Annotated in this window: 19 protein-coding genes; 6 read left to right on the top strand and 13 right to left on the bottom strand. The window is 59.5% G+C overall.

Translation table 11 applies throughout. From position 1 onward, the window contains the following. Positions 1 to 6: 6 nt before the first annotated feature. From ACG74X_RS08705 to ACG74X_RS08665, 9 genes are all read right to left on the bottom strand, one after another. The gene (locus ACG74X_RS08705) at positions 7 to 1,113 is read right to left on the bottom strand and encodes an alpha-hydroxy acid oxidase (RefSeq protein WP_411234048.1); all 1,107 of its coding nucleotides are present in this window, start codon (positions 1,111 to 1,113) and stop codon (positions 7 to 9) included. 20 nt (positions 1,114 to 1,133) lie between these two features. After that, complete coding sequence (locus ACG74X_RS08700) at positions 1,134 to 1,547, bottom strand: universal stress protein (protein WP_411234046.1); 414 nt, start codon at positions 1,545 to 1,547, stop codon at positions 1,134 to 1,136. A gap of 30 nt (positions 1,548 to 1,577) precedes the next feature. Next, the gene (locus ACG74X_RS08695) at positions 1,578 to 2,558 is read right to left on the bottom strand and encodes an alcohol dehydrogenase catalytic domain-containing protein (RefSeq protein WP_411234044.1); all 981 of its coding nucleotides are present in this window, start codon (positions 2,556 to 2,558) and stop codon (positions 1,578 to 1,580) included. Continuing rightward, positions 2,555 to 3,316, bottom strand: a complete 762-nt coding sequence (locus tag ACG74X_RS08690) for an SDR family NAD(P)-dependent oxidoreductase (RefSeq protein ID WP_411234042.1) — start codon at positions 3,314 to 3,316, stop codon at positions 2,555 to 2,557. The genes ACG74X_RS08695 and ACG74X_RS08690 overlap by 4 nt, the downstream gene beginning before the upstream one ends. Further along, complete coding sequence (gene hisD, locus ACG74X_RS08685) at positions 3,309 to 4,616, bottom strand: histidinol dehydrogenase (RefSeq protein WP_411234040.1); 1,308 nt, start codon at positions 4,614 to 4,616, stop codon at positions 3,309 to 3,311. Before hisD ends, ACG74X_RS08690 begins: the two co-directional genes overlap by 8 nt. A gap of 12 nt (positions 4,617 to 4,628) precedes the next feature. Next, entirely contained in the window at positions 4,629 to 5,957 is a 1,329-nt protein-coding gene (locus tag ACG74X_RS08680) for a TRAP transporter large permease (RefSeq protein ID WP_411234038.1), read from the bottom strand. Positions 5,958 to 5,969: 12 nt separating this feature from the next. After that, positions 5,970 to 6,482 carry a TRAP transporter small permease gene (locus ACG74X_RS08675; protein ID WP_411234036.1) on the bottom strand — a complete coding sequence of 171 codons (513 nt, stop codon included), beginning with the start codon at positions 6,480 to 6,482 and terminating at the stop codon, positions 5,970 to 5,972. Positions 6,483 to 6,592: 110 nt separating this feature from the next. Continuing rightward, positions 6,593 to 7,741: a TRAP transporter substrate-binding protein gene (locus ACG74X_RS08670; protein WP_411234034.1), complete on the bottom strand. Its 1,149-nt coding sequence runs from the start codon at positions 7,739 to 7,741 to the stop codon at positions 6,593 to 6,595. A 22-nt stretch (positions 7,742 to 7,763) separates the two neighbouring features. After that, positions 7,764 to 7,949, bottom strand: a complete 186-nt coding sequence (locus ACG74X_RS08665) for a hypothetical protein (RefSeq protein ID WP_411234032.1) — start codon at positions 7,947 to 7,949, stop codon at positions 7,764 to 7,766. 146 nt (positions 7,950 to 8,095) lie between these two features. Between ACG74X_RS08665 and ACG74X_RS08660 the strand changes: the two genes are divergently transcribed. Next, a complete protein-coding gene (locus ACG74X_RS08660; RefSeq protein ID WP_411234030.1) occupies positions 8,096 to 9,118 on the top strand; it encodes a substrate-binding domain-containing protein in 1,023 nt (340 codons plus the stop codon). A 23-nt stretch (positions 9,119 to 9,141) separates the two neighbouring features. On the opposite strand, the gene ACG74X_RS08655 is transcribed toward ACG74X_RS08660, so the two are convergent. Next, the gene (locus ACG74X_RS08655) at positions 9,142 to 9,909 is read right to left on the bottom strand and encodes a DeoR/GlpR family DNA-binding transcription regulator (RefSeq protein ID WP_411234028.1); all 768 of its coding nucleotides are present in this window, start codon (positions 9,907 to 9,909) and stop codon (positions 9,142 to 9,144) included. Positions 9,910 to 10,147: 238 nt separating this feature from the next. Here ACG74X_RS08655 and glpD point away from each other — a divergent pair, with 238 nt between their 5' ends. After that, on the top strand, positions 10,148 to 11,749 hold the full coding sequence (gene glpD, locus ACG74X_RS08650; RefSeq protein WP_411234026.1) for a glycerol-3-phosphate dehydrogenase: 1,602 nt from the start codon (positions 10,148 to 10,150) through the stop codon (positions 11,747 to 11,749). Between the two features lie 156 nt (positions 11,750 to 11,905). Further along, positions 11,906 to 13,402: a glycerol kinase GlpK gene (glpK, locus tag ACG74X_RS08645; RefSeq protein ID WP_411234024.1), complete on the top strand. Its 1,497-nt coding sequence runs from the start codon at positions 11,906 to 11,908 to the stop codon at positions 13,400 to 13,402. On the opposite strand, the gene ACG74X_RS08640 is transcribed toward glpK, so the two are convergent. After that, the gene (locus tag ACG74X_RS08640) at positions 13,399 to 14,388 is read right to left on the bottom strand and encodes an NAD(P)H-quinone oxidoreductase (protein WP_411234217.1); all 990 of its coding nucleotides are present in this window, start codon (positions 14,386 to 14,388) and stop codon (positions 13,399 to 13,401) included. The genes glpK and ACG74X_RS08640 overlap by 4 nt on opposite strands. Before the next feature lie 230 nt (positions 14,389 to 14,618). Between ACG74X_RS08640 and ACG74X_RS08635 the strand changes: the two genes are divergently transcribed. Continuing rightward, positions 14,619 to 15,908: an O-acetylhomoserine aminocarboxypropyltransferase/cysteine synthase family protein gene (locus tag ACG74X_RS08635; protein WP_411234022.1), complete on the top strand. Its 1,290-nt coding sequence runs from the start codon at positions 14,619 to 14,621 to the stop codon at positions 15,906 to 15,908. Between the two features lie 56 nt (positions 15,909 to 15,964). Here the strand turns inward: ACG74X_RS08635 and ACG74X_RS08630 are convergent, their stop codons facing one another. After that, positions 15,965 to 16,657 carry a metal-dependent hydrolase gene (locus tag ACG74X_RS08630; RefSeq protein ID WP_411234020.1) on the bottom strand — a complete coding sequence of 231 codons (693 nt, stop codon included), beginning with the start codon at positions 16,655 to 16,657 and terminating at the stop codon, positions 15,965 to 15,967. A 141-nt stretch (positions 16,658 to 16,798) separates the two neighbouring features. Between ACG74X_RS08630 and bchE the strand changes: the two genes are divergently transcribed. Then, positions 16,799 to 18,463 carry a magnesium-protoporphyrin IX monomethyl ester anaerobic oxidative cyclase gene (bchE, locus tag ACG74X_RS08625; RefSeq protein ID WP_411234018.1) on the top strand — a complete coding sequence of 555 codons (1,665 nt, stop codon included), beginning with the start codon at positions 16,799 to 16,801 and terminating at the stop codon, positions 18,461 to 18,463. Further along, positions 18,456 to 19,055 carry a bacteriochlorophyll 4-vinyl reductase gene (gene bchJ / locus ACG74X_RS08620; protein ID WP_411234016.1) on the top strand — a complete coding sequence of 200 codons (600 nt, stop codon included), beginning with the start codon at positions 18,456 to 18,458 and terminating at the stop codon, positions 19,053 to 19,055. The genes bchE and bchJ overlap by 8 nt, the downstream gene beginning before the upstream one ends. Here the strand turns inward: bchJ and ACG74X_RS08615 are convergent. Then, entirely contained in the window at positions 18,950 to 20,251 is a 1,302-nt protein-coding gene (locus ACG74X_RS08615; RefSeq protein WP_411234014.1) for a Hint domain-containing protein, read from the bottom strand. The genes bchJ and ACG74X_RS08615 overlap by 106 nt on opposite strands. Positions 20,252 to 20,319 lie beyond the last annotated feature (68 nt).

Here is a 20,319-nt window from a genome sequence, read left to right as displayed (position 1 = left end):
GACAGGTCACGCCGGATCAGAACCACAAAGCGTCCGCATCCCGGTTTGCGCCATTGCGATACTCATCTCATCGCTTAACACGCGCCACAATTGTCGCAATCCGGGTTCCCCGCCCGCGGCCATGGCAAATAGCAAAACACGCCCGAAGAAACAGAAATCCGCCCCGTTCAGAAGGACTTTCAACGCGTCTTCCCCGGATCTAAGACCACTGTCAAAGAACAGCGGGAACGTCTCACCCACCGCCGCCCGGATTTCGTGCAGCGCGTCAATCGGTGTCGGCGCACTTTCCAATTGGCGCGCCCCGTGGCTGGACACCTGGATCGCATCGACGCCTGCGTCTTTCAGGGCCGTCGCGTCTTCGGCGTCCAGCACCCCCTTGACCACCAGCGTGCCGGGCCAGACATCGCGCATCCGCGCAAGTGTGTCCCAATTGGCTTTGGCGCGGCTTTCGGTGCGGTCAAACGTGTAGCCGGGCATTGCGAAATTGGCCATCTGCGGCTTGCCGTGCATCAACGTGGCCAGCGACCAATGCGGGTGCAGGGCAAAATCGACAAATTGCCGGGGTCCAATCTTGAACGGCATTTTGAAGCCATGCCGCAATTCGCGCGGCCTGCGCCCGACGTCGGGCACGTCCACTGTCATCACCAGCGTGTCATACCCAGCCTGACGCGCCCGCTCGACCAGTTGGAACGTCCCGCTGCCATCGCCGCTGAAATAAAGTTGAAACCATGCATGCCCCTGCGCGACCTCGATGATCTTTTCCAGCGGGGTTGAGGCAACGGTCGAAACACCGTGAGGCACTTTGAAATCGGCGGCCAACCGCGCCAGCATTAGGTCAGCCCCGGGGCAGGACAGGTTACACATGCCCATCGGGGCGATGCCGAAGGGCCGGTCCACAGGCACCCCGAACAGCGTGGTCGCAAGCGACCGGTCGCTGACATCGCGCAAGATCCGTGGGCGTAAGGTCAGCGCGTCCAGCGCCGCCCGATTGCGTGCCGCCCCGGTTTCGCCTCCAGCGGCCCCGTCGATGTAGTCGAACACCATCCAGGGCAAGCGCCTGCGGGCAAGCCGACGGGCATCCTGGGCCGAATGGATATGATCCGCGCGGGGCATCAGACCAACGACCCTTTGGATCAGGCCGCGTCGCGGTGGACGTGAACGGCACATTTGGCATGCCGCACCACCCGCGCCGCCGTCGAACCCAGAAAGAAATCGCTGAGGCCCGGTTTGTGCGACCCGATCACGATACAGTCGATGTCATGCTGGTTCGAATAGTCGATAATGGTGCGCGACGAATGGCCTTTGACCAATGCCGGGGTGATCCCCTCCAACCCGCGCAGCTTGTCCGTCATGCGCGCGCGGGCGTGTTCGAACCCGGCTTTGACAACCTCTTCGTCCAGAAAGGCATTCACCGACCCATGCGCGGCCTCATACACATGAATGGCGATGATTTCGCCGTTTGGTACGTTCAGCACACGCGCAATTTCAAGCGTTTGCGGTGATATCCCATGATCCAGCGCCATGGGAACCAGTATCTTTTTATACATTTTGCCTCTCCTTATCTGCGCGGTCGGCGGTTACTGCCACGGCGTCAAAACGATCTTTGGCGTGGCGACTTGACCGGCCCGCAAATCGTTGAACGCGGCGGGACCGTCGTGCAGGGGCCGTGTCTGAACCCAATCCAGAGGTCCAAGCCGACCGTCAAAAATCGCTTGCGCTGTGTCGCGGAAATCCTGCGCGGTGTAGGTGTAGGTGCCGATAAAGGTGATTTCCTGCAGCGTCATGCGCCGTACATCAAGCCCGCCAAGGTCTTCCCCCAATCCGACATGGGCAATCACCCCACCGGGCAGCGCCTGCGCCGAGGCCATGGCCCGCGTTGCGGCATAGCCCACCGCGTCGATCACCAGCGGGAACGCCGCGTCGGTTCGGGTCACAACCGTCTCATCACAGGCGTCCGCCAGAAACGCACGCCGCGCGTCATTGGGTTCGACAAGCGTCACGTCCGGCACACCCATCGCCTTAAGCGCCAGTGACGCCGCCAAGCCGATGGCGCCGCCGCCGATGACCAGTGCCTTGCGCTCCATCCCGGGATGAAGCGCGTCAAGCGCAAGCCGCGCGGCATGCCAACTGACAGCAAGAGGTTCGGCCAACGCGGCTCTGGTCAACGGGATGCCATCGGGCACATCAACCAGATTTGCTTTGGGCATCGAAATATATTGCGCAAACGCGCCCTCGCGCGGCCGCATCGAGATGATTTGGCGGCTCGGGCACAGGTTTTCGCGTTGGCTGCTACAGGCGGGGCAGGTGCCGCAGGTGACAAGCGGATTGACCGTCACCCGTTTGCCCGCCAAAGGCCCTGTCTCGATCACGCCTGCCACTTCGTGACCAAGGATCAACGGGGCCGGGCGGCGGTCATCATGGCCCAGATAGGCGTGCATGTCTGAGCCGCAGATCCCGACGGCCTCAACGCGGATCAGGTGTTCACCTGCCTGCGGTTCGGGGTCGGGCATGTCGCGATAGGTCAGGGTTTCGACCCCGTCATAGACCAAGGCTTTCATTTTGCGGTGAACCCCCCATCGACCATCAACACCTGCCCGGTGACATAAGATGACGCGTCCGAGCAGAGAAACAGCAAAGGTCCGTCCAAATCCTCCAGCCTTCCATTGCGCTGCATGCAGGTTTGAGCGGCATTGCGCGCGGCACGGTCCGGGTCGGAAAAGACGGCTTCGGTCAGCTCGGTTGGAAAAAAGCCCGGTCCGATGGCGTTGGCGTTGATCCCGTCGCGTGACCACGCTTCGGCCATGGCGCGGGTCAGCTGTCCAATCCCGGCTTTGGTTGCGCCATAGGCGATGCCCCCCGGAAAGGCGCGCGTGGTCTGGAGCGAGGCAAAATTGACGATCCGCCCCCAGCGTTTGGCTTTCATCGCCGGAACCAGCGCCTGAGACAGAAAAAACGGTGCCGAAAGGTTCAGCGCCAGCGTTGTGTCCCAGGCCTCTGGCGTCACATCGTCGGCGGCTTCACGCGTGTTGATCCCGGCGGCGTGGACCACGATATCAGGTGATCCAAACGGGGTTGTCAGGGCAGTGACCAAATCACCGAGGGCAGCACGATCGGCCACATCGGCCACGACATAGGCTGCCGCCTTGCCAATCTCGGAGCACAGATCGGCCAGCGCATCCTTGCGCCGTGCGACGCCGACAACCTGGGCCCCTGCCGCAGCCAGTGTCACCGCAGCGCGACGACCAAGGCCGGAACTGGCCCCGGTGACCACGGCAACGCGCCCGGTCAGGTCAAACAATCGGGCCGCGTCAGCCATCGGCGGTCAGGTCGAAATTCACGCCGGGAAAGTATTTTGCCAGCCGGACATCTGCCGAACGCGCATGGCCCTCCATGCCTTCAAGCCGCGAAATCCGCGCCGTTGCTTCCGCCACGGCGCGCGATCCTTCGCGGGTGGCGCGCTGCCAGGTGACGATCTTCATGTATTTATGAACGGACAGGCCGCCGGTGTAGCTGGCCGCGCCAGAAGTGGGCAGAACGTGGTTCGTGCCGGTCGCCTTGTCGCCATAGGACACGGTGGTTTCTTCGCCAAGGAACAGCGATCCGTAGCAGGTTAGGCGGTCCAACCACCAATCCAGATCCTCGGCCTGAACAGTCAGATGCTCGGGCGCGTAATCGTCGGAACAGGCGGCCATCTCTTCGCGCGTGTCGCAGACAATCACCTCGGCATAATCGCGCCATGCGGCGGCGGCATTCTGGCTGTTCAGCTCGGGCAGGTCGTCGATCAGACCGGGCACCATGTCCATCACGGTCTCGGCCAGCGCGCGATCATCGGTGACCAGCCAGACGGGGGAATTGTAGCCATGCTCGGCCTGGCTCACGAGATCCGTGGCGACGATATGCGGATCGGCGGTTTTGTCGGCAAGGATCAGGCTGTCGGTGGGGCCGGCGATCATGTCAATGCCGACGCGGCCAAACAGGATGCGCTTGGCCTCTGCCACAAACTGATTACCCGGGCCAACAAGGATATTGGCCTTGGGCAGACCGAACAGGCCAAAGGTCATCGCGGCCACGCCCTGCACACCGCCCATCGCCATGATCTTGTCGGCACCACAGATATGCGCGGCAAACACGATGGCCGGAGCCACACCCACGCCGGGGCGGGGCGGGGAACAGGCGGTGATGTGATGGCAGCCCGCAACCTTGGCGGTGGTGACGGTCATGATGGCCGACGCGATGTGGCTGTAGCGCCCGCCGGGCACGTAGCAGCCCGCCGCATCCACCGGGATCGCCTTTTGACCGGCAATCATGCCCGGCACGATCTCGACCTCGACATCCGATACCGTTGCTTTCTGCGCTTCGGCGAACCGTTTCACATTGGCATGGGCAAATTCGATATCGCGCTTGAGCTTGTCCGGCACCAAGGCACAGGCCGCTTCGATATCTTCGGCTGTCAACAGGACGTTGCCGTCGTATTTGTCGAACCGGGCCGCGTATTCCATCGCTTTTGCGTCGCCGCCTGCCTCGATATCCGCCAGGATCGACTTGACCGTCTCATGCACTTCGGAGGCATCCGATTTCGCCGTCAGGGTCGCTTTTTTCAGGTATTCACGTGTCATGTGAGGAAGGTCCTACTTGTAGATATCAGGCAAGAGCGTGGTCGAGATCGACGGGATGTACGCGATCAGAAGCACCACAACAAACATGCAAAGCACGAAGGGAACAGCATAGACAGCGATCTTGAGGATCGATTCACCGGTTATTCCCGAAACAACAAAAAGGTTCAGTCCGAGGGGCGGTGTGATGAACCCGACCCCCAAGGCAGTGATCATCATGATGCAGAACTGAATTTCGTTCATTCCGATGTTTTCCGCCAAAGGCAGCAGGATCGGCGCAAGGATTACGATGTTGGGTGTGGTCTCCATCACGCAGCCCGCCGCGATCAGGATGCCGATCATCAAAAGGATCAAGATCCACGGCTCTTCGGTCAGGCCGGTCACGGCGGCCACAAAGCCTTGCGGAACCCCCATGATGGCCAATGCTTCGGCCAGCGGGGCCGAGAATGCGATGATGGGTAGGATCACCCCGTTGACCTTGGCCGAACTGACCAGCATCGCCGGAAAATCGGCAAAGGACAGGGTGCGCAGGATGAAGCCCATGATGATGGTCACGACCACCGCTGTCGCTCCGGCTTCGGTTGGGGTCAGGCGGCCTGAAAAGATGCCGTAAAAGATGATGCCGGGCACGATGAACGCATACCATCCGGACTTGAGCGCACGAGCCAGATTGCCCGCCCACTCGCCCATCGACATGTTGCCGCCGCCTTCGTATTTGTAGATGCGGTTCATGATGATGTTGGTGATCAGGATTGAAATCAGAATTGCCAATCCGGGGATCAGCGCGGCCAGAAACAGCGTTGAGGCCGAAATGCCCAGAACAAGCCCGATGATGATATAGGCAATCGACGGCGGGATCAGGATGCCGGTACAGGCCCCGGCTGCCACCAGCGCACAGGCATAGGGGCGGGGGTAGCCGCTTTCAACAAGCCGGGCGATGGTCATCCGACCCACCGCTGCCGCGCCCGCCGCATCCGATCCCGAGATCGCGGCGAACATGCCACAGACCAGAACGGTTGCTGACCCAAAGCCCCCCTTGGCAAAACAGGTCAACGCTTCGGCCACATCCAGAAATTTGCGCGACAGGCCGGTGCGCACCAGAACGTCCCCGGTCAGGATGAACAGCGGCACCGCTGTCAGCGCGAACGCGTCGATCCCGGTGAACAGGCGCTCGCCCACAAGGCTCAGAGGCAGATCGCCGGACATCAACAGCATGGTAATGGCGGATGTTCCGATCGCCGCCCAGACCGGCACCGCCAGCGCGATCAGCACAACAAACAGGATCACGGGCGCGTAGAAATCCCAGCCCAGCTCGACTGTTTGGTTCATGGTTTGCCAAAGCATCGGTGCGGCTCCTCAATCAAACAGCTTGTCGCCTTCGTAGACGGGGGTTCCGTCACGAAGAGACCGCACATCGCGCAGCAGGGATTGGATCAGCCGCCAGATCATCAGGGCAAATCCCAACGGCACCGCCATCAGGAACCACACGTTCGAAATACGCAGTCCATGCGTCACCGAGCCGAATTTATAGGAGACGTGGACGGTTTCTAATGACCAGATGAGCGCGATGATCGCGACGCCGAACATGACCAGATCGCCAAAGATATACAGCACCGCTTTGGTGCGTGGCCCAAGGTAGTGCATGATCACGTCAATGCGGATATGGGCGCGTTCCTTGACCGCTGCGGCGGCCCCGACCCATGCCAGGTAGATAAATGAATAGCGGACGATCTCTTCGCCCCAGATAGAGGAGTAGGAAAAGACCTCGCGGCGCAGCACTTCGATGGCCATTGTGGCAACGAGCATCACGTAGAACACAAGAAGCAACCACCGTTCGGCATCCCGATCAATTCGACGCCAAATCGACATAAAATGTCCTTTCGCTGCGCATAGATCCTGCGTCACGCCGCGCTGCGTGTTCGGTCTCTATGCTGGGACAGAAAAACGGCGCGCCCCGGTGTCAGGGCGCGCCCGTCAGATCAGGCGTCGTGGACGAAATACTTGCCTTGCGTCCCGGCCGCTTCTTCCATCTTGGCAAACGCCTCCATGGACCCGGCCAGTTCGGTCTTGAATTCATCCCATTCCGGCCGCTGGTATCCACCGGCGTCTTTCCATTCCGCCAGTTGATCATCGCTCAGGGAATGGAATTCGACCCCCGCTTTTGACAGCTCTGCCATCGCATAGGCGCGCGCAGAGGGGACTTTGGACAGGTTCTGATGGGCGGTCATTTCAGAACCCCACATGATGCCTTCCTGAATGTCGGCGGGCATGGAATTGAACCATTCCAGGTTACAGGAATAAACCTGGCTGTCCGGCACGGCCTGGGTGAAGGTCACATAGCTCAGGATGTCCTGGAAACCAAACACGTAAAGCGCGCCAACCGATGGATCAAGCGCGTCTGCCACACCTTGCTTGATGGCCGATGGTGTCTCACCCCAGGCAACCGGGGTCGGGTTTGCGCCAACCATGCGGTAATATTGCTGCAACATTTTGGAGCCGGGAACGCGGAATTTCACGCCGTCCAGATCGCCGGGGCTTAGCACCGCACCGGCCCCGCCTTTGCGAACTGCCACAACGCGCGGGTCAATATTGACATAAAACAATGCCTTAAATCCTGCCTCTTCGACCTTTGGATGAACTTCGGTGTTCCAGAAATCAGAGGTTACAAGATTGGTAAACCGCTGGTTCGAGCCGCACAGATACGGCATGTTGATCAGGTCCACCGTAGAGGCGAACGGCGCAAAGTTGGCCAGCGAGTGCTGCGCGGCCTGAATGGTGCCGCCCTGAACCGCCTGCACCAGCGCGCCACCCGCACCCAGCTGACCGCCCGGAGCCAGTTTGACATAGACCTTGCCATTGGTGGCGTTCTGAATGTTTTCCTTCAGGTCCAGCTGCATGATCGGATAGCTGCGCGACGCGCCCAGCACATAAGCTGTTGCAATCACCATCGTGTGCTCGGCCGCGTTTTCGCGCTCGCGCTCTTCATTTGCGGATTGTGCCGCTGCCTCTGACGACCAAAGCAGACCGCCGGCACCAGCGACCACAGCGGCGGTAAACCCGCTTGTGCCCATAATTTTCAGAAAGTTGCGGCGCTCGACAGACTCGAGCTCTTTGCGATCTTCAGTCATCTGGTCTCCTCCCGATAGACGTTCAGCTGCCGTTTTTGTTGTTTCGGTCAGCCTCTTTTTGAAGAATGGCCACGACGAACAATATTGACGCGGCGAACAGAACCAGCATTTCGCCCACGTCCCCCAGAATGGCGGCATTCGCGAATGCGCCCAAAGCGACATTGGCGAAATACACGACAAAGACCACAAGTGCTGCGTACAAAAACATCCTGGCCCCTCGTAAGAAAATGCTGATTCTGCATCGAGTGTAAGCCCTTACATTCGATTCATGCAAGCGCTTACATTTTGGTCGCGTTTTCCTATCCCGAGCTTCATGGTAGTCTGTTCCAAGTGGGTGTGTGCAAAGGACCAAAGATGAGTGACATGCGTTCTGTCCCAACACTGGACGATGTGGCGAAAACCGCCGGAGTCTCGACGGCGACTGTCTCGCGCTGTCTGAATTCGCCGGACCGGGTTGTCGAACGTACTCGCAGGCGCGTGATGCTTGCGGTGGAACAGCTTGGCTATACGCCGAATTTCGGGGCCCGTGTGATGGCGGCAAAGCGCACCTTCACAATCGGGGCGATTATTCCGACCATGGAAAACGCGATTTTCGCGCGCGGTCTTCAGGCCTTTCAGGAAGAACTGCATGAAAAGGGCTACACGCTGCTTGTCTCAAGCTCGGCGTATCAGCCAAAGATCGAAGAAGAGCAGATCCGGGCGCTTGTGGCCCGGGGTGCGGATGGTTTGCTACTGATCGGATATGACCGTGACCCCGCCTTGTACCGCTACCTGCAACGTCAGGGCGTGCCATCCTTGTCGGCCTGGGCCTATCATCCCGAAAGCGATCATCCCACCGTCGGGTTCGACAATCGTGCATCCATGCGGGCGCTTACCGAAGCGGTCACCGGGATGGGCCACCGCAATATCGCGGTCATCTCGGGGATCACCAGCGGCAATGACCGGGCCCGTGATCGTTTGGCGGGCATCTATGACGGTCTGTGCAAGGCAGGTATCGCGACGGATAGACTCAGGGTCATCGAAACACCTTACGAGATAGAAAACGGGGCCACGGCCTGTGAAGAGCTGTTGCGCATGGGCGATCCGCCAACGGCGATCATGTGTGGCAATGATGTTCTGGCGGCTGGTGCGATGCGCAAGGTGCGCGAAATGGGCCTGTCCGTGCCCGAGGATGTGTCCATCACCGGATTTGACGATATCGAACTGGCGCGGATCGTGACCCCCCCGCTGACCACGGTGCATGTGCCGCACCGTGAAATGGGCAAACGCGCAGCCGCCGCATTGATCGACATGGTCGAAAAGCGCAGCACCGGCGGGGTCATCGAAGTGCAAAGCTCTCTCAGGCTGCGCGCGTCCCTGAGTGCGGTGTCCGCTTAGGCCGGGCAACGCGTATCACGGCACTATTGGGGTGGGGTGATCACCACTTCGGTGCCCCAGTCGCGGCACTGTTCCGGAAGATCGCCGGGCAGATCGGCATCGGTGAACAGGCAGGCCACCTGTTCCAGCGATGCAATCCGCGCCGGTGCGCTGCGCCGCAGTTTTGAGGCATCCGCAACCAGAAAGGTCTGTCGCGATTGCTGCAATATGGCCTGGCTGACACCGACCTCCTGAATGTCGAAATCAAGCAGATCGCCATCCTGATCCAAAGCCGAACACCCGATAATGGCCAGATCGAATTTGAACTGCAGGATGGTGTCGGTCGCCAGTTTGCCAACCAGCCCGCCATCGGTCCGCCGCAAATTGCCGCCGGTGACCACAACCTGGCAGTCCGGGTTCGTGGCAAGAATGGTTGCCACATTCATGTTGTTCGTCACCACAAGCAGGTTCCGGTGCGAGCGCAGCTCTTTGGCGACGGCCTCGGTACTGGTGCCGATGTTCAGAAACAGCGAAATGTCGTCAGGAATACGCGCGGCGCAGGCTTTGGCCATTGCGGTTTTGCTATCGAAATTCAGCCGGCGGCGTTCCTCATAGCCGATATTGCTGGTCCCGGAGGGCAGCATCGCGCCACCATGCACGCGCTCGACCTGACCGGTATCGGCCAGATCGCTCAGGTCGCGCCGGATTGTTTGGTGGGTCACACCGAAATGCCGTGCCAGCCCTTCGACAGTGACTTTCCCGTCCTGACGCGCGATTTCAAGGATTTCCCGGTGGCGAAAGGCATGAGACATAGGCGCTGCTCGGTTTGGGTGGCGCACGCATCACCGTGCGGTCAGGGACAGATCCGGCATCGTGACTCGGCACCGGTGTTGTCAAATTAACCTGTGTCATGAGAAAATGAACAGCGCGGAATTTTTCGCTTGTCCTCAGAATTGTGATTATACGAACAATTGCGAACGTAAATGCCTTGCGTTGCCGCCCCTGTCTTGCGATAGTTTGGGCCAAACAAGCCTGCGGAGGACCCGTCCGGTGAGCACCCCAGACATCACAGCCACAGATCTGTTTATCATCGGTGGCGGCATCAATGGATGCGGCATCGCCCGCGATGCGGCAGGTCGGGGGCTGTCTGTCACCCTGGCGGAGATGAACGATCTGGCCTCGGCCACCTCGTCATCGTCGACCAAGCTGTTCCACGGCGGTCTGAGATATCTGGAGTATTTTGAATTCCGGCTGGTGCGCGAAGCCTTGGTTGAACGGGAAGTGTTGCTGCGCGCGATGCCGCATATCAGTTGGCCGATGCGATTTATTCTGCCGTATCATAAGGATATGCGGTTCGACTCCGACACGCCGACATCCCGTTTGCTCAGCGTTGTCATGCCCTGGATGAAGGGCCGGCGCCCCGCCTGGCTGATCCGGCTTGGGCTGTTCATGTATGACCATTTGGGGGGGCGCAAAATTCTGCCGGGCACGTCGACTGTGTCTTTGAACGGCACGCCAGAGGGGGCACCGCTAGAGGACAGATTTGCCAGCGCCTATGAATATTCGGATTGCTGGGTCGAAGATTCGCGGCTGGTGGTTTTGAACGCCCGCGATGCGCAGGCCCGGGGGGCCACGATCCTGACCCGCACCAAGGTGCTGTCGACCCGGCGCGAGGGCGATCTGTGGTGTATCGAAACGCAAAATACCGAAAATGGCGAGACGCAAATTCATCACGCCAGAATGCTGGTGAATGCCGGTGGACCCTGGGTCGGCGACATCATCCACACCAAAATGCGCCTGAATGCGACCGAAGGCGTCCGTCTGGTGCGCGGCTCGCATATTGTCACCCGCAGGCTTTATGATCATGACAAATGCTATTTCTTTCAAGGCACTGACGGCCGGATCATCTTTGCCATACCTTACGAAACCGATTTTACGCTGATCGGGACAACGGATGCCGAACATGACGATCCGTCAAACCCGCCAACCTGTACCCCGGAAGAGCAATCCTATTTGCTGAATTTCGCAAATCAGTATTTCAAGCAAAACCTTGGCAATGACGATGTGGTCTGGACCTATTCGGGCGTGCGGCCGCTTTACGATGATGGTGCATCCAGCGCGACGGCCGCGACGCGGGATTATACGCTGAAAGTCGACACGCAGGGTGGGGCGCCGGTGCTGAACGTGTTCGGCGGTAAAATCACCACCTATCGCCGTCTTGCAGAAACCGCTCTTGAAAAGATCGCCGAGCATCTGCCCGACGTTTCGGGCAAATGGACGGCGGGTGTGCCGCTTCCCGGTGGTGATTTCGCAGTCGACGGGATCGAGGCCAATGTGCGTCAACTCGCTGATACATATCCGTTTTTGTCAGAGTTCTGGGCACGCCGCCTGGTCCGCGCCTATGGAACCGAGGCCAAGGATATTGCTGGCGACGCCAAAACGATCACGGATATGGGCCGCGATTTCGGCGCGACACTGACCGAGGCCGAAGTCCGTTGGCTGATGGCGCATGAATTTGCCAGAACGGCCGAGGATGTGGTCTGGCGACGCAACAAACTGGGTCTGCGTCTGAGCCAGGATCAGATTGCCGCGCTGGACAGATGGATGGCCGCGCAGCGTGCCACCGGACCTGTTGCCGCGCATGCGGGTTAACCCTGTCAATGAAGCCCTGGCGCGCAAACCGGGATCGCGCCAGAGGCGGGCGGACATATCGCAACACCTACTTTGCCGGTCCACATATCATCCCGTTTGAAAAATGCGGCCCGTCTTGAAACACTGCAGGAAAACCAAGTCAGAAAAGGCGTTTTTATGACCTTTATTCTAGCCATTGATCAAGGCACCACATCAAGCCGCGCGATCCTGTTTGACGAAACACTGACGGCAGTGGCGTCAGCGCAGAAAGAGTTCCCGCAATATTACCCAAACAGCGGCTGGGTCGAACATGACCCATCCGACCTTTGGTCGACCACAGCCGCCACATGCCGGGCTGCAATCGAAAAAGCCCGCAGCGGACCCGACGACATCGCCGCCATTGGCATCACCAACCAGCGCGAGACAACGCTGGTGTGGGACCGAAAAACAGGCAAGCCTGTCTTTAACGCAATCGTCTGGCAGGACAGACGAACATCCGCGTTGTGCAAAACGCTTAAAGCCGACGGGTTTGAAGAAACCGTTACCGACCGCACCGGGTTGCTGCTTGATCCGTATTTCAGCGGTACAAAACTGGCTTGGATTTTAGACAATGTTGACGGAGTTCGCGCCCGTGCCGAAGCCGGAGATCTGGCCTTTGGCACCGTCGATACCTGGTTGGTCTGGAACCTGACCGGCGGCAAGGCGCATGTCACTGACGCCACAAATGCCGCAAGAACGCTGCTTTACGATATCCGCAAAGGGCGGTGGTCACAGACGATCTGTGACAGGTTGAACATTCCCATGTCCATGCTGCCCGAGGTCAAGGATTGCGCGGCCGAGTTCGGGGAAACGCGCTCTGATCTCTTTGGCCGACCGATTCCGATCCTGGGCATTGCGGGCGACCAGCAGGCGGCAACCGTGGGGCAGGCCTGCTTTGAACCCGGAATGATGAAATCGACCTACGGAACCGGATGTTTCGCCTTGCTCAACACCGGCGAGACGCCGGTTACATCCACAAACCGTTTGTTAACAACCATTGCCTATCAACTTGATGGACGACCGACCTATGCCTTGGAAGGGTCGATTTTTATTGCAGGTGCCGTCGTGCAATGGTTGCGCGATGGATTGAAAATTATTCGGGAGGCCTCGGAAACACAGCCCCTGGCGCTTAACGCGGACCCGACGCAGGATGTTGTTCTGGTCCCCGCCTTCACCGGGCTTGGCGCGCCTTATTGGAATGCCGAATGCCGTGGCGCTGTCTTTGGCCTGACGCGCAATTCCGGGCCAGAGGAATTTGCGCGCGCGGCGTTGGAAAGCGTTGGCTACCAGACGCGGGATCTGCTGGAAGCAATGAAAGCCGACTGGACTGCCCCAGGCGACAATGCGCTGCGCGTAGACGGCGGGATGAGCGCGTCTGACTGGACGATGCAATTCCTGTCAGACATCATCGACGCCCCGGTTGAACGCCCGCAGGTGTTAGAGACAACGGCGATGGGGGCCGCCTGGCTGGCCGGCTACAAGGCAGGCGTATTGCCCGACATGGCCGCTTTTGCCGCAGGCTGGAACGCCGATGCACGATTTGATCCGGACATGACCAATGACATCCGTGATCGCAAATACGGGGCTTGGAAACAGGCGGTTGCGGCGACAATTGAATTTGCCAAGACCCCCTAGCCGACCTTCAGAACGATCTTGCCAATATGCCGGGAGGCTTCCATCCGTGCATGCGCCTTGGCCGCGTCGGTCAGGTCAAATGTGCTGTCCATAACGGGTGCGATCCGTCCTGTTTCCAGATGTGGCCAGATCTCGGATTCCAACGCGCGCGCGTACCCCGCCTTGGCGGCAACAGATTGCGGGCGCAGGGTTGATCCGGTCAATGTCAGCCGCCGGGCCAACATCTGCACAAAATTTGTCTCGGCGGTCATGCCTTGCAGAAAAGCGATCTGCACAAGCCGCCCCTCATCTGCCAACGCCTTGATATTGCGTTGAATATACGGCCCGCCCACCATGTCGAGGATGACATTTGCACCGCCTTCACCGCGCATCGCATCGACAAAATCAACCGTATTATAGTTCCATGCCTGCTCAGCCCCCAGGGCCACACAAGCGGCGCATTTTTCGTCAGACCCGGCGGTGGTGAACACGCGCGCGCCACGCAGCGCGGCAAGCTGGATCGCCGTGGTGCCTATGCCGGACGATCCCCCATGCACCAAAAAGCGTTCCCCCGCTTGCAGCCCGCCTCGGTTGAACACGTTGGACCAGACGGTGAAAAAGGTTTCGCACAGCGCAGCGGCCTGATCCATTGGCATGGAATCCGGGACCGGCAGGGCGTGATCGGCAAAGGTTGTGACATATTCGGCATACCCGCCACCGGGCAAAAGTGCGGTGACGGCATCCCCGACAGACCAGCGCGCCACAGTTTCGCCAACAGCAACCACATGACCCGAGGCTTCAAGGCCGGGAAGCGGTGACGCGTCGGGCGGGGGCGCATAGCTGCCCGCGCGTTGCAGGGCATCCGGACGGTTGACCCCGGCATAGGCCACCTTGATCAAAATCTGATCCGGCCCCGGCTTGGGCACCGCAAGCGTGACGGGTTTCAAAACCTCCGGCCCGCCATGTTCCGAAATGTCAATCGCGGTCATCTGGTCGGGCAGGGGCATGTCGGGGCTTTCTGTCAGGGTGCGGATCGCGCGCATCTTTGGCAGATTGATACCGGATCGCAAGCCTGTTGGAACGGTGTTTTCATCTGCGACCCGCCGCGCGAATTTCGTTCACTGCGACGGTCTGAAAGCGAGACGTCCCGGTTTTTCGCCAGCGGCAACAGTTGTGACGCTCCCGTTCATGCCCTAATCCTGTGCGCAACTGTCACTGACCCAAGGGGAAGACCACCATGACCGACGGACCCGACTACGGCTTCGACACGCTTCAAATCCACGCCGGTGCCCGGCCTGATCCGGCCACGGGCGCGCGGCAAACGCCTATTTACCAGACCACCGCTTACGTGTTCCGGGATGCCGATCACGCGGCAGCGCTCTTCAACTTGCAAGAGGTCGGCTACATCTATTCGCGTTTGACCAACCCCACGGTGGCGGCGCTTCAGGAACGTATGGCAACGCTCGAAGGCGGGGCAGGTGCGGTGTGCTGTTCCTCGGGGCATGCGGCGCAGATCATGGCGCTTTTCCCGCTGATGGGGCCGGGCAAGAACATCGTTGTCTCAACCCGGCTTTATGGCGGGACGGTCACGCAGTTCAGCCAGACGATCAAGCGCTTTGGCTGGTCCGCGACCTTTGTCGATTTCGACGATCTGGACGCGGTCAAGGCCGCCATCGACGACGACACCCGCGCGGTGTTCTGCGAATCCATCGCAAACCCGGGCGGCTACATCACCGATCTGGATGCGATCGCTGCGATTTCCGACGCGGCGGGCATTCCGCTGATCGTCGACAACACCTCGGCCACGCCGTACCTGTGCCGGCCCATCGAACATGGTGCCACATTGGTGGTGCATTCCATGACCAAGTTCCTCACGGGCAATGGCACGGTCATGGGCGGTGCCGTGGTGGACAGCGGCAAGTTCGACTGGACTGCGAATGACAAATTCCCGTCGCTCAGCGAGCCCGAACCCGCCTATCACGGCCTGAAATTCGCCGAAACTTTCGGCCCGCTGGCCTTTACCTTCCACGGCATCGCCATCGGCCTGCGCGATCTGGGCATGACGCTGAACCCGCAGGCGGCGCATTACACGCTGATGGGAATCGAAACGCTCAGTTTGCGGATGCAGAAACATGTCGAGAATGCGATGGAGGTGGCCAGTTGGCTGGAAGGGCATGACGCGGTGGAATCGGTGACTTATGCGGGCCTGCCCTCGTCGCCCTATAATCACCGTGTGGAAAAGATCTGCCCCAAAGGCGCGGGCGGCTTGTTCACGGTTGCTCTGAAGGGCGGGTATGAGGCCTGCATCAAATTTGTGGATGCGCTTGAGATTTTCAGCCATGTGGCCAACCTCGGCGACACGCGCAGTCTGGTGATCCATTCGGCCTCGACCACGCACCGGCAGCTGACGCCCGAGCAACAGGACGCCGCAGGAGCCGGACCTAACGTCGTGCGGATCTCCATCGGGACCGAAGACGCGAAGGACTTGATTGCCGATCTGGATCGCGCGCTCAAGGCCGTGAGCTAGGGCGACGGCTTTTCGAAAAGTCGTGCCAAGCGCCTGTGAAGGCGCTTGGCACCCGGTTACAACGTGATCGCCTGCATCACCTGCGGTTCGATCACGTCAACCTCTGGCAGGGCGCGGGCCAAGCCGTCTGCGGATTGTTCCAACAGCTCGAACGTGCGGTAGTGGCACGGAATCAGCGTTTTGAAATCAAAATAGCGTTTGGCGACATAGGCGGCACCGGACATGTCCATGGTGAAATAGCCGCCCGCCGACAGGATGCCGATGTTCGGTTTGTAATAATCCCCGATCCACTCCATATCGGCCATAATGCCGGTATCGCCCGAAATGTAGATCGTATGTCCTTCGCCGCGCAGGATGAACCCGGTTTCCGCGCCCATATATGTGGCCTGTCCATCGACCTCCATCGAAGAGGAGTGGGTCGCAGGCACCAGCGTGGCCGCCACATTGCCCAGCGTGATGGTTCCGCCTTTGCCAAATGCATGCCCTTCCACCGCGCCGAGTGAAAAGAGCTTTTTGGCCAGTTCGAAAATGGCCGAGACCGGTGCCCCGGTCGATTGGGAGATTTCGACAATATCTGTGCTGTGGTCGAAATGCCCATGGGTGACAAGAATATGTGTCGCACCCGCAATCGCGGCTTTGGCATCGTGTCCTTCCATCATCGGGTTGCCGTTTATCCAAGGGTCGATCAGCAGCACCTGATCGCCAATTTCAATGCGGAATGAACCGTGTCCCAGCCAGACGATATTCATGTGGAGTCTCCCTCTTTCCTGTGGAATGCAGGCTAGCACATCCGCACAAATCGGGAAGAGCGACGCGTGATTTGATCTATGTCAACACAACGTGACGTGCAAAGTGTCAAGTTAACCTGACACAACACAGGGAGTCGTCCGATGCGGATTTTATTTGTGCATCCAAATTATCGCTCTGGCGGGGCTGAGATTGCAGGAACATGGCCCCCGGCCTGGGTGGCCTATCTGTCTGGCCATCTGCGTGGTGCCGGATTTGACGATATCCATTTCATTGACGCGATGACCGACAATATCGACGATGGCGAGCTTGCCCGTCAAATGGAAGAGGTCAATCCCGATGTGGTTGGCGTGACGGCGATCACACCGTCGATCTATCGCGCCGAAGATGTGTTGAAAATTGCCCGCGACGTGGTCCCCGGTGCGGTGCGGGTCATGGGCGGTGTTCACGCGACGTTTATGTATAAGCAGGTTCTCTCTGAGGCGCCCTGGATCGACGTGATCGTGCGCGGCGAGGGCGAAGAGATCTGCACCGAATTGATGCTGGCCATTGAAGACGGGCGCTGGCCTGCGGATAAGCACAAGATCAAAGGTCTTGCCTTTCTTGAGGATGACAAGATCGTTGCCACACCCGCCGCCAGCACGGTCAAAGACCTGTCCAAGATCAAGCCCGACTGGACGGTGCTGGAGTGGGAAAAATACATCTACATCCCGCTGGGCACACGCGTCGCGATCCCCAACCTTGCGCGCGGCTGTCCGTTCACCTGTTCGTTCTGTTCACAGTGGAAATTCTGGCGCGACTACCGCGTGCGCGACCCCAAGGATGTGGTCGACGAGATCGAGGATCTGGTGGACAATCACGGTGTCGGCTTCTTCATCCTGGCCGACGAGGAGCCGTCGATCAACAAGAAGAAATTTGTCGCCTTCTGTCAGGAATTGATCGACAGGGGCCTGCCGGACAAGGTGAAGTGGGGCATCAACACGCGGGTCACGGATATCTACCGCGACCGTGATCTGCTCAAGTTCTATCGCAAGGCCGGTCTGGTCCATGTGTCTTTGGGCACCGAGGCTGCGGCGCAGATGAAGCTCGACATTTTCAACAAGGAAACCAAGGTCGAGGAAAACAAGGAAGCGATCCGCCTCTTGCGCGAGGCCGACATTCTGGTCGAGGCGCAGTTTATCGTGGGTCTCGACAATGAGACGCCCGAAACGCTGGAAGAGACCTACAAGATGGCCTGGGACTGGCAGCCTGATCTGGCCAACTGGTCGATGTATACGCCTTGGCCCTTCACGCCCTTGTTCCAAGAGATGAAGGATCAAGTCGAAGTCTTTGATTTCAGTCGCTATAACTTTGTCACACCCATCATGAAGCCCGCCGCGATGGAGCGAGGGGAATTGCTCGACGGCGTGATGAACAACTACCGCCGCTTCTACATGAAAAAGGCGCTGTTCCACTATCCGTGGCGCGGCACCGGGTTCCGGCGGCGGTATCTGCTGGGCTGTCTTTACGCCTTCCTCAAGGCCGGCGTGGGGCGCACGTTCTATGATCTTGGAAAGGTCGGCTATACTGGCCCGCAATCCAAGCACAAGCTGGACTTCAAATTCGACGAGACCCGCACCATCGCCGAGGCGCAGATGGACGATTGGGAAGCGTCAGCCGACAAGGCCGCCAAAGCCGCAGAGCGCCGCGAAGCGGTGAAGGCCCAGATGAAGGAACGCTCAGCGACACGCACACAGGGCTTCAAGATGCCGAACGGGGCTGAGGTGCGCGCCTGTGGGGGTGGTACGCAGCAAATGGAAGATGTCTGAAGCGGCGCATACCGGGGCCGTGATCGGCCCCAACGCCATCCTGCAGCTTTTGCCCCAGATCGAACGTATCGGAGGCGAGGAGCGGGTGGCGCAGATGCTTGCTCAGGCGGGCATCTTTGATGTGCCCGATGGCAGCCATATGATTCCGGAAACGGATGCCATGCGGTTGCATCAGGTGTTGCGCCGTGAAGAGCCCGAACTGGCCCCCCAACTCGCGGCCAAAGCCGGGCGTGAGACGGCCAATTACATCCTGGCCCACCGCATTCCGAACCTGGCGCAATATGTGCTCAAGGCGCTTCCGGCGGGGCTTGCCGCACGTGCCCTGTCGGCTGCGATTGCCAAACATGCTTGGACCTTTGCGGGTTCGGGGAATTTTCGGGTTGTCTCTCCCTGGCGGTTCGAGATCGCGCAGAACCCGATTGTGCGCGGTGAACACAGTGACACACCCCTGTGTCACTGGCATGCCGAGGTGTTTGCACGGCTATATCAGGTTCTGGTGCATCCAAGCTGCACCTGCCGCGAGATCAGCTGTTGCGCCGCGCAATCGGATGGCGTGTGTACCTTTGCCGTGACCCGCGCGCTGGTACGATAATCGGCCAACGCCTCGGAAAAGCGGGTGCCAATCGGTCGCGCGTTCTTTTCGTGACGCAACACCAATCGCTGGGCTTTGGCCCCCGACGCAAATGGACGGGCCGGCGGGCAGGGGTTGTGCAAGACGCGCGCGGCCTCTCTGTCGCGGCAGGCGCGCAGGTTTTGCCGCGCGTGCCACGACAGTGCGTCGCGGGCCTGTGGCCCGGCAAACAGGCTTTCAACCGCATAGCCGTTGGCGTTCAGGATATGATGACCGTTCAGCAAAATGTGATAATAGGCAATGCTGTGTCGTGGCAGGTTTTGCCGCACAGCGCGTGCCGACAGCAGATCTTTGGCAGGCACCAAAACGGCGCTGTGGCCAAACATCCGCGACACGGTTTTTCCCGACATCACCACCCGGTGCTGGCGTGACAGGGACAGCGGCGCAAAGCCGTCAATGCAGGGCAGGACAACCGGACGCAACAGCCTGTCGCGCGCCATGTCCCTTTGCGACACCGGCGTGCCGAACACCCAGACAATCGGCTGCACCCCGCTGTCCAGAGTGCGCACCAGATCGCCCGCCCGCAAATCCTGAACCGGGCGCTGCCCGCTTTCGGTTTCGATCAGGGTGTCGGTTGCAAAGCAAATCAACGATCCCGGCGTGGGCGGTTCGGAATTCGTAAATCCCGTCGCAAGGCGCTGAATGGAAATCCCGTCGATATCGTTGCCGAAATCCTCGCTTGAGCCAGACCGGGTTGCGGTGCTGGAAAACCCTGAAAACCCGGATGAGGTTGTCGGATCAAGCAGGGCATCGCCGTTATAGGTGGCCTGAATATATTCGTCATTGGCCGGATCGTAGACAACGATATTGTCGCCGCCATTGTTGAACACGTTTCGATTATAATCGGCGTCAAAGGCCAGGTTATCGCCCGTGACCGCTGGAAGACTGCCGCCATTTTGAACGTCACGCACCACAACCGCTACGGCTCCGGCCTCAAGGATGGTGCCGGGCGGAAACGTAAACCAATTGTCCCGCCCCTGATCCCATAGCTCCAGCCCCGAGATGTCGATGGCTGTGTTCGAGAGGTTCACCAGTTCAAGGAATTCGTCCCGGCCGCGTGCCGCGCCGTTTCCATCTGTATCAAAATTGTTTGTGGGACCATTCGGATCAACAAGCACTTCGTTGATTGCAATGCCACCCAGCAGTGTATCGGGCATGGAATGTCGCTTTGCTCGTATTCGGGACATGTCCAATTTAGATAAACAAAGAGGCAAATTTGCGGCAC

This window comes from Marivita sp. S0852, assembly GCF_046591575.1.
Lineage (GTDB): Bacteria > Pseudomonadota > Alphaproteobacteria > Rhodobacterales > Rhodobacteraceae > Marivita.
Note: the sequence above shows the minus strand (reverse complement) of the source record. Positions and strands in the feature narration are given on the sequence as shown.

Excerpts from the sequence above, each read along its gene's own strand:
- ACG74X_RS08705 (WP_411234048.1), bottom strand. The coding sequence starts at position 1,113 with ATGCCCCGCGCGGATCATATCCATTCGGCCCAGGATGCCCGTCGGCTT.
- ACG74X_RS08700 (WP_411234046.1), bottom strand. The coding sequence starts at position 1,547 with ATGTATAAAAAGATACTGGTTCCCATGGCGCTGGATCATGGGATATCA.
- ACG74X_RS08695 (WP_411234044.1), bottom strand. The coding sequence starts at position 2,558 with ATGAAAGCCTTGGTCTATGACGGGGTCGAAACCCTGACCTATCGCGAC.
- ACG74X_RS08690 (WP_411234042.1), bottom strand. The coding sequence starts at position 3,316 with ATGGCTGACGCGGCCCGATTGTTTGACCTGACCGGGCGCGTTGCCGTG.
- hisD (WP_411234040.1), bottom strand. The coding sequence starts at position 4,616 with ATGACACGTGAATACCTGAAAAAAGCGACCCTGACGGCGAAATCGGAT.
- ACG74X_RS08680 (WP_411234038.1), bottom strand. The coding sequence starts at position 5,957 with ATGCTTTGGCAAACCATGAACCAAACAGTCGAGCTGGGCTGGGATTTC.
- ACG74X_RS08675 (WP_411234036.1), bottom strand. The coding sequence starts at position 6,482 with ATGTCGATTTGGCGTCGAATTGATCGGGATGCCGAACGGTGGTTGCTT.
- ACG74X_RS08670 (WP_411234034.1), bottom strand. The coding sequence starts at position 7,741 with ATGACTGAAGATCGCAAAGAGCTCGAGTCTGTCGAGCGCCGCAACTTT.
- ACG74X_RS08665 (WP_411234032.1), bottom strand. The coding sequence starts at position 7,949 with ATGTTTTTGTACGCAGCACTTGTGGTCTTTGTCGTGTATTTCGCCAAT.
- ACG74X_RS08660 (WP_411234030.1), top strand. The coding sequence starts at position 8,096 with ATGAGTGACATGCGTTCTGTCCCAACACTGGACGATGTGGCGAAAACC.
- ACG74X_RS08655 (WP_411234028.1), bottom strand. The coding sequence starts at position 9,909 with ATGTCTCATGCCTTTCGCCACCGGGAAATCCTTGAAATCGCGCGTCAG.
- glpK (WP_411234024.1), top strand. The coding sequence starts at position 11,906 with ATGACCTTTATTCTAGCCATTGATCAAGGCACCACATCAAGCCGCGCG.
- ACG74X_RS08640 (WP_411234217.1), bottom strand. The coding sequence starts at position 14,388 with ATGCCCCTGCCCGACCAGATGACCGCGATTGACATTTCGGAACATGGC.
- ACG74X_RS08635 (WP_411234022.1), top strand. The coding sequence starts at position 14,619 with ATGACCGACGGACCCGACTACGGCTTCGACACGCTTCAAATCCACGCC.
- ACG74X_RS08630 (WP_411234020.1), bottom strand. The coding sequence starts at position 16,657 with ATGAATATCGTCTGGCTGGGACACGGTTCATTCCGCATTGAAATTGGC.
- bchE (WP_411234018.1), top strand. The coding sequence starts at position 16,799 with ATGCGGATTTTATTTGTGCATCCAAATTATCGCTCTGGCGGGGCTGAG.
- bchJ (WP_411234016.1), top strand. The coding sequence starts at position 18,456 with ATGTCTGAAGCGGCGCATACCGGGGCCGTGATCGGCCCCAACGCCATC.
- ACG74X_RS08615 (WP_411234014.1), bottom strand. The coding sequence starts at position 20,251 with ATGCCCGATACACTGCTGGGTGGCATTGCAATCAACGAAGTGCTTGTT.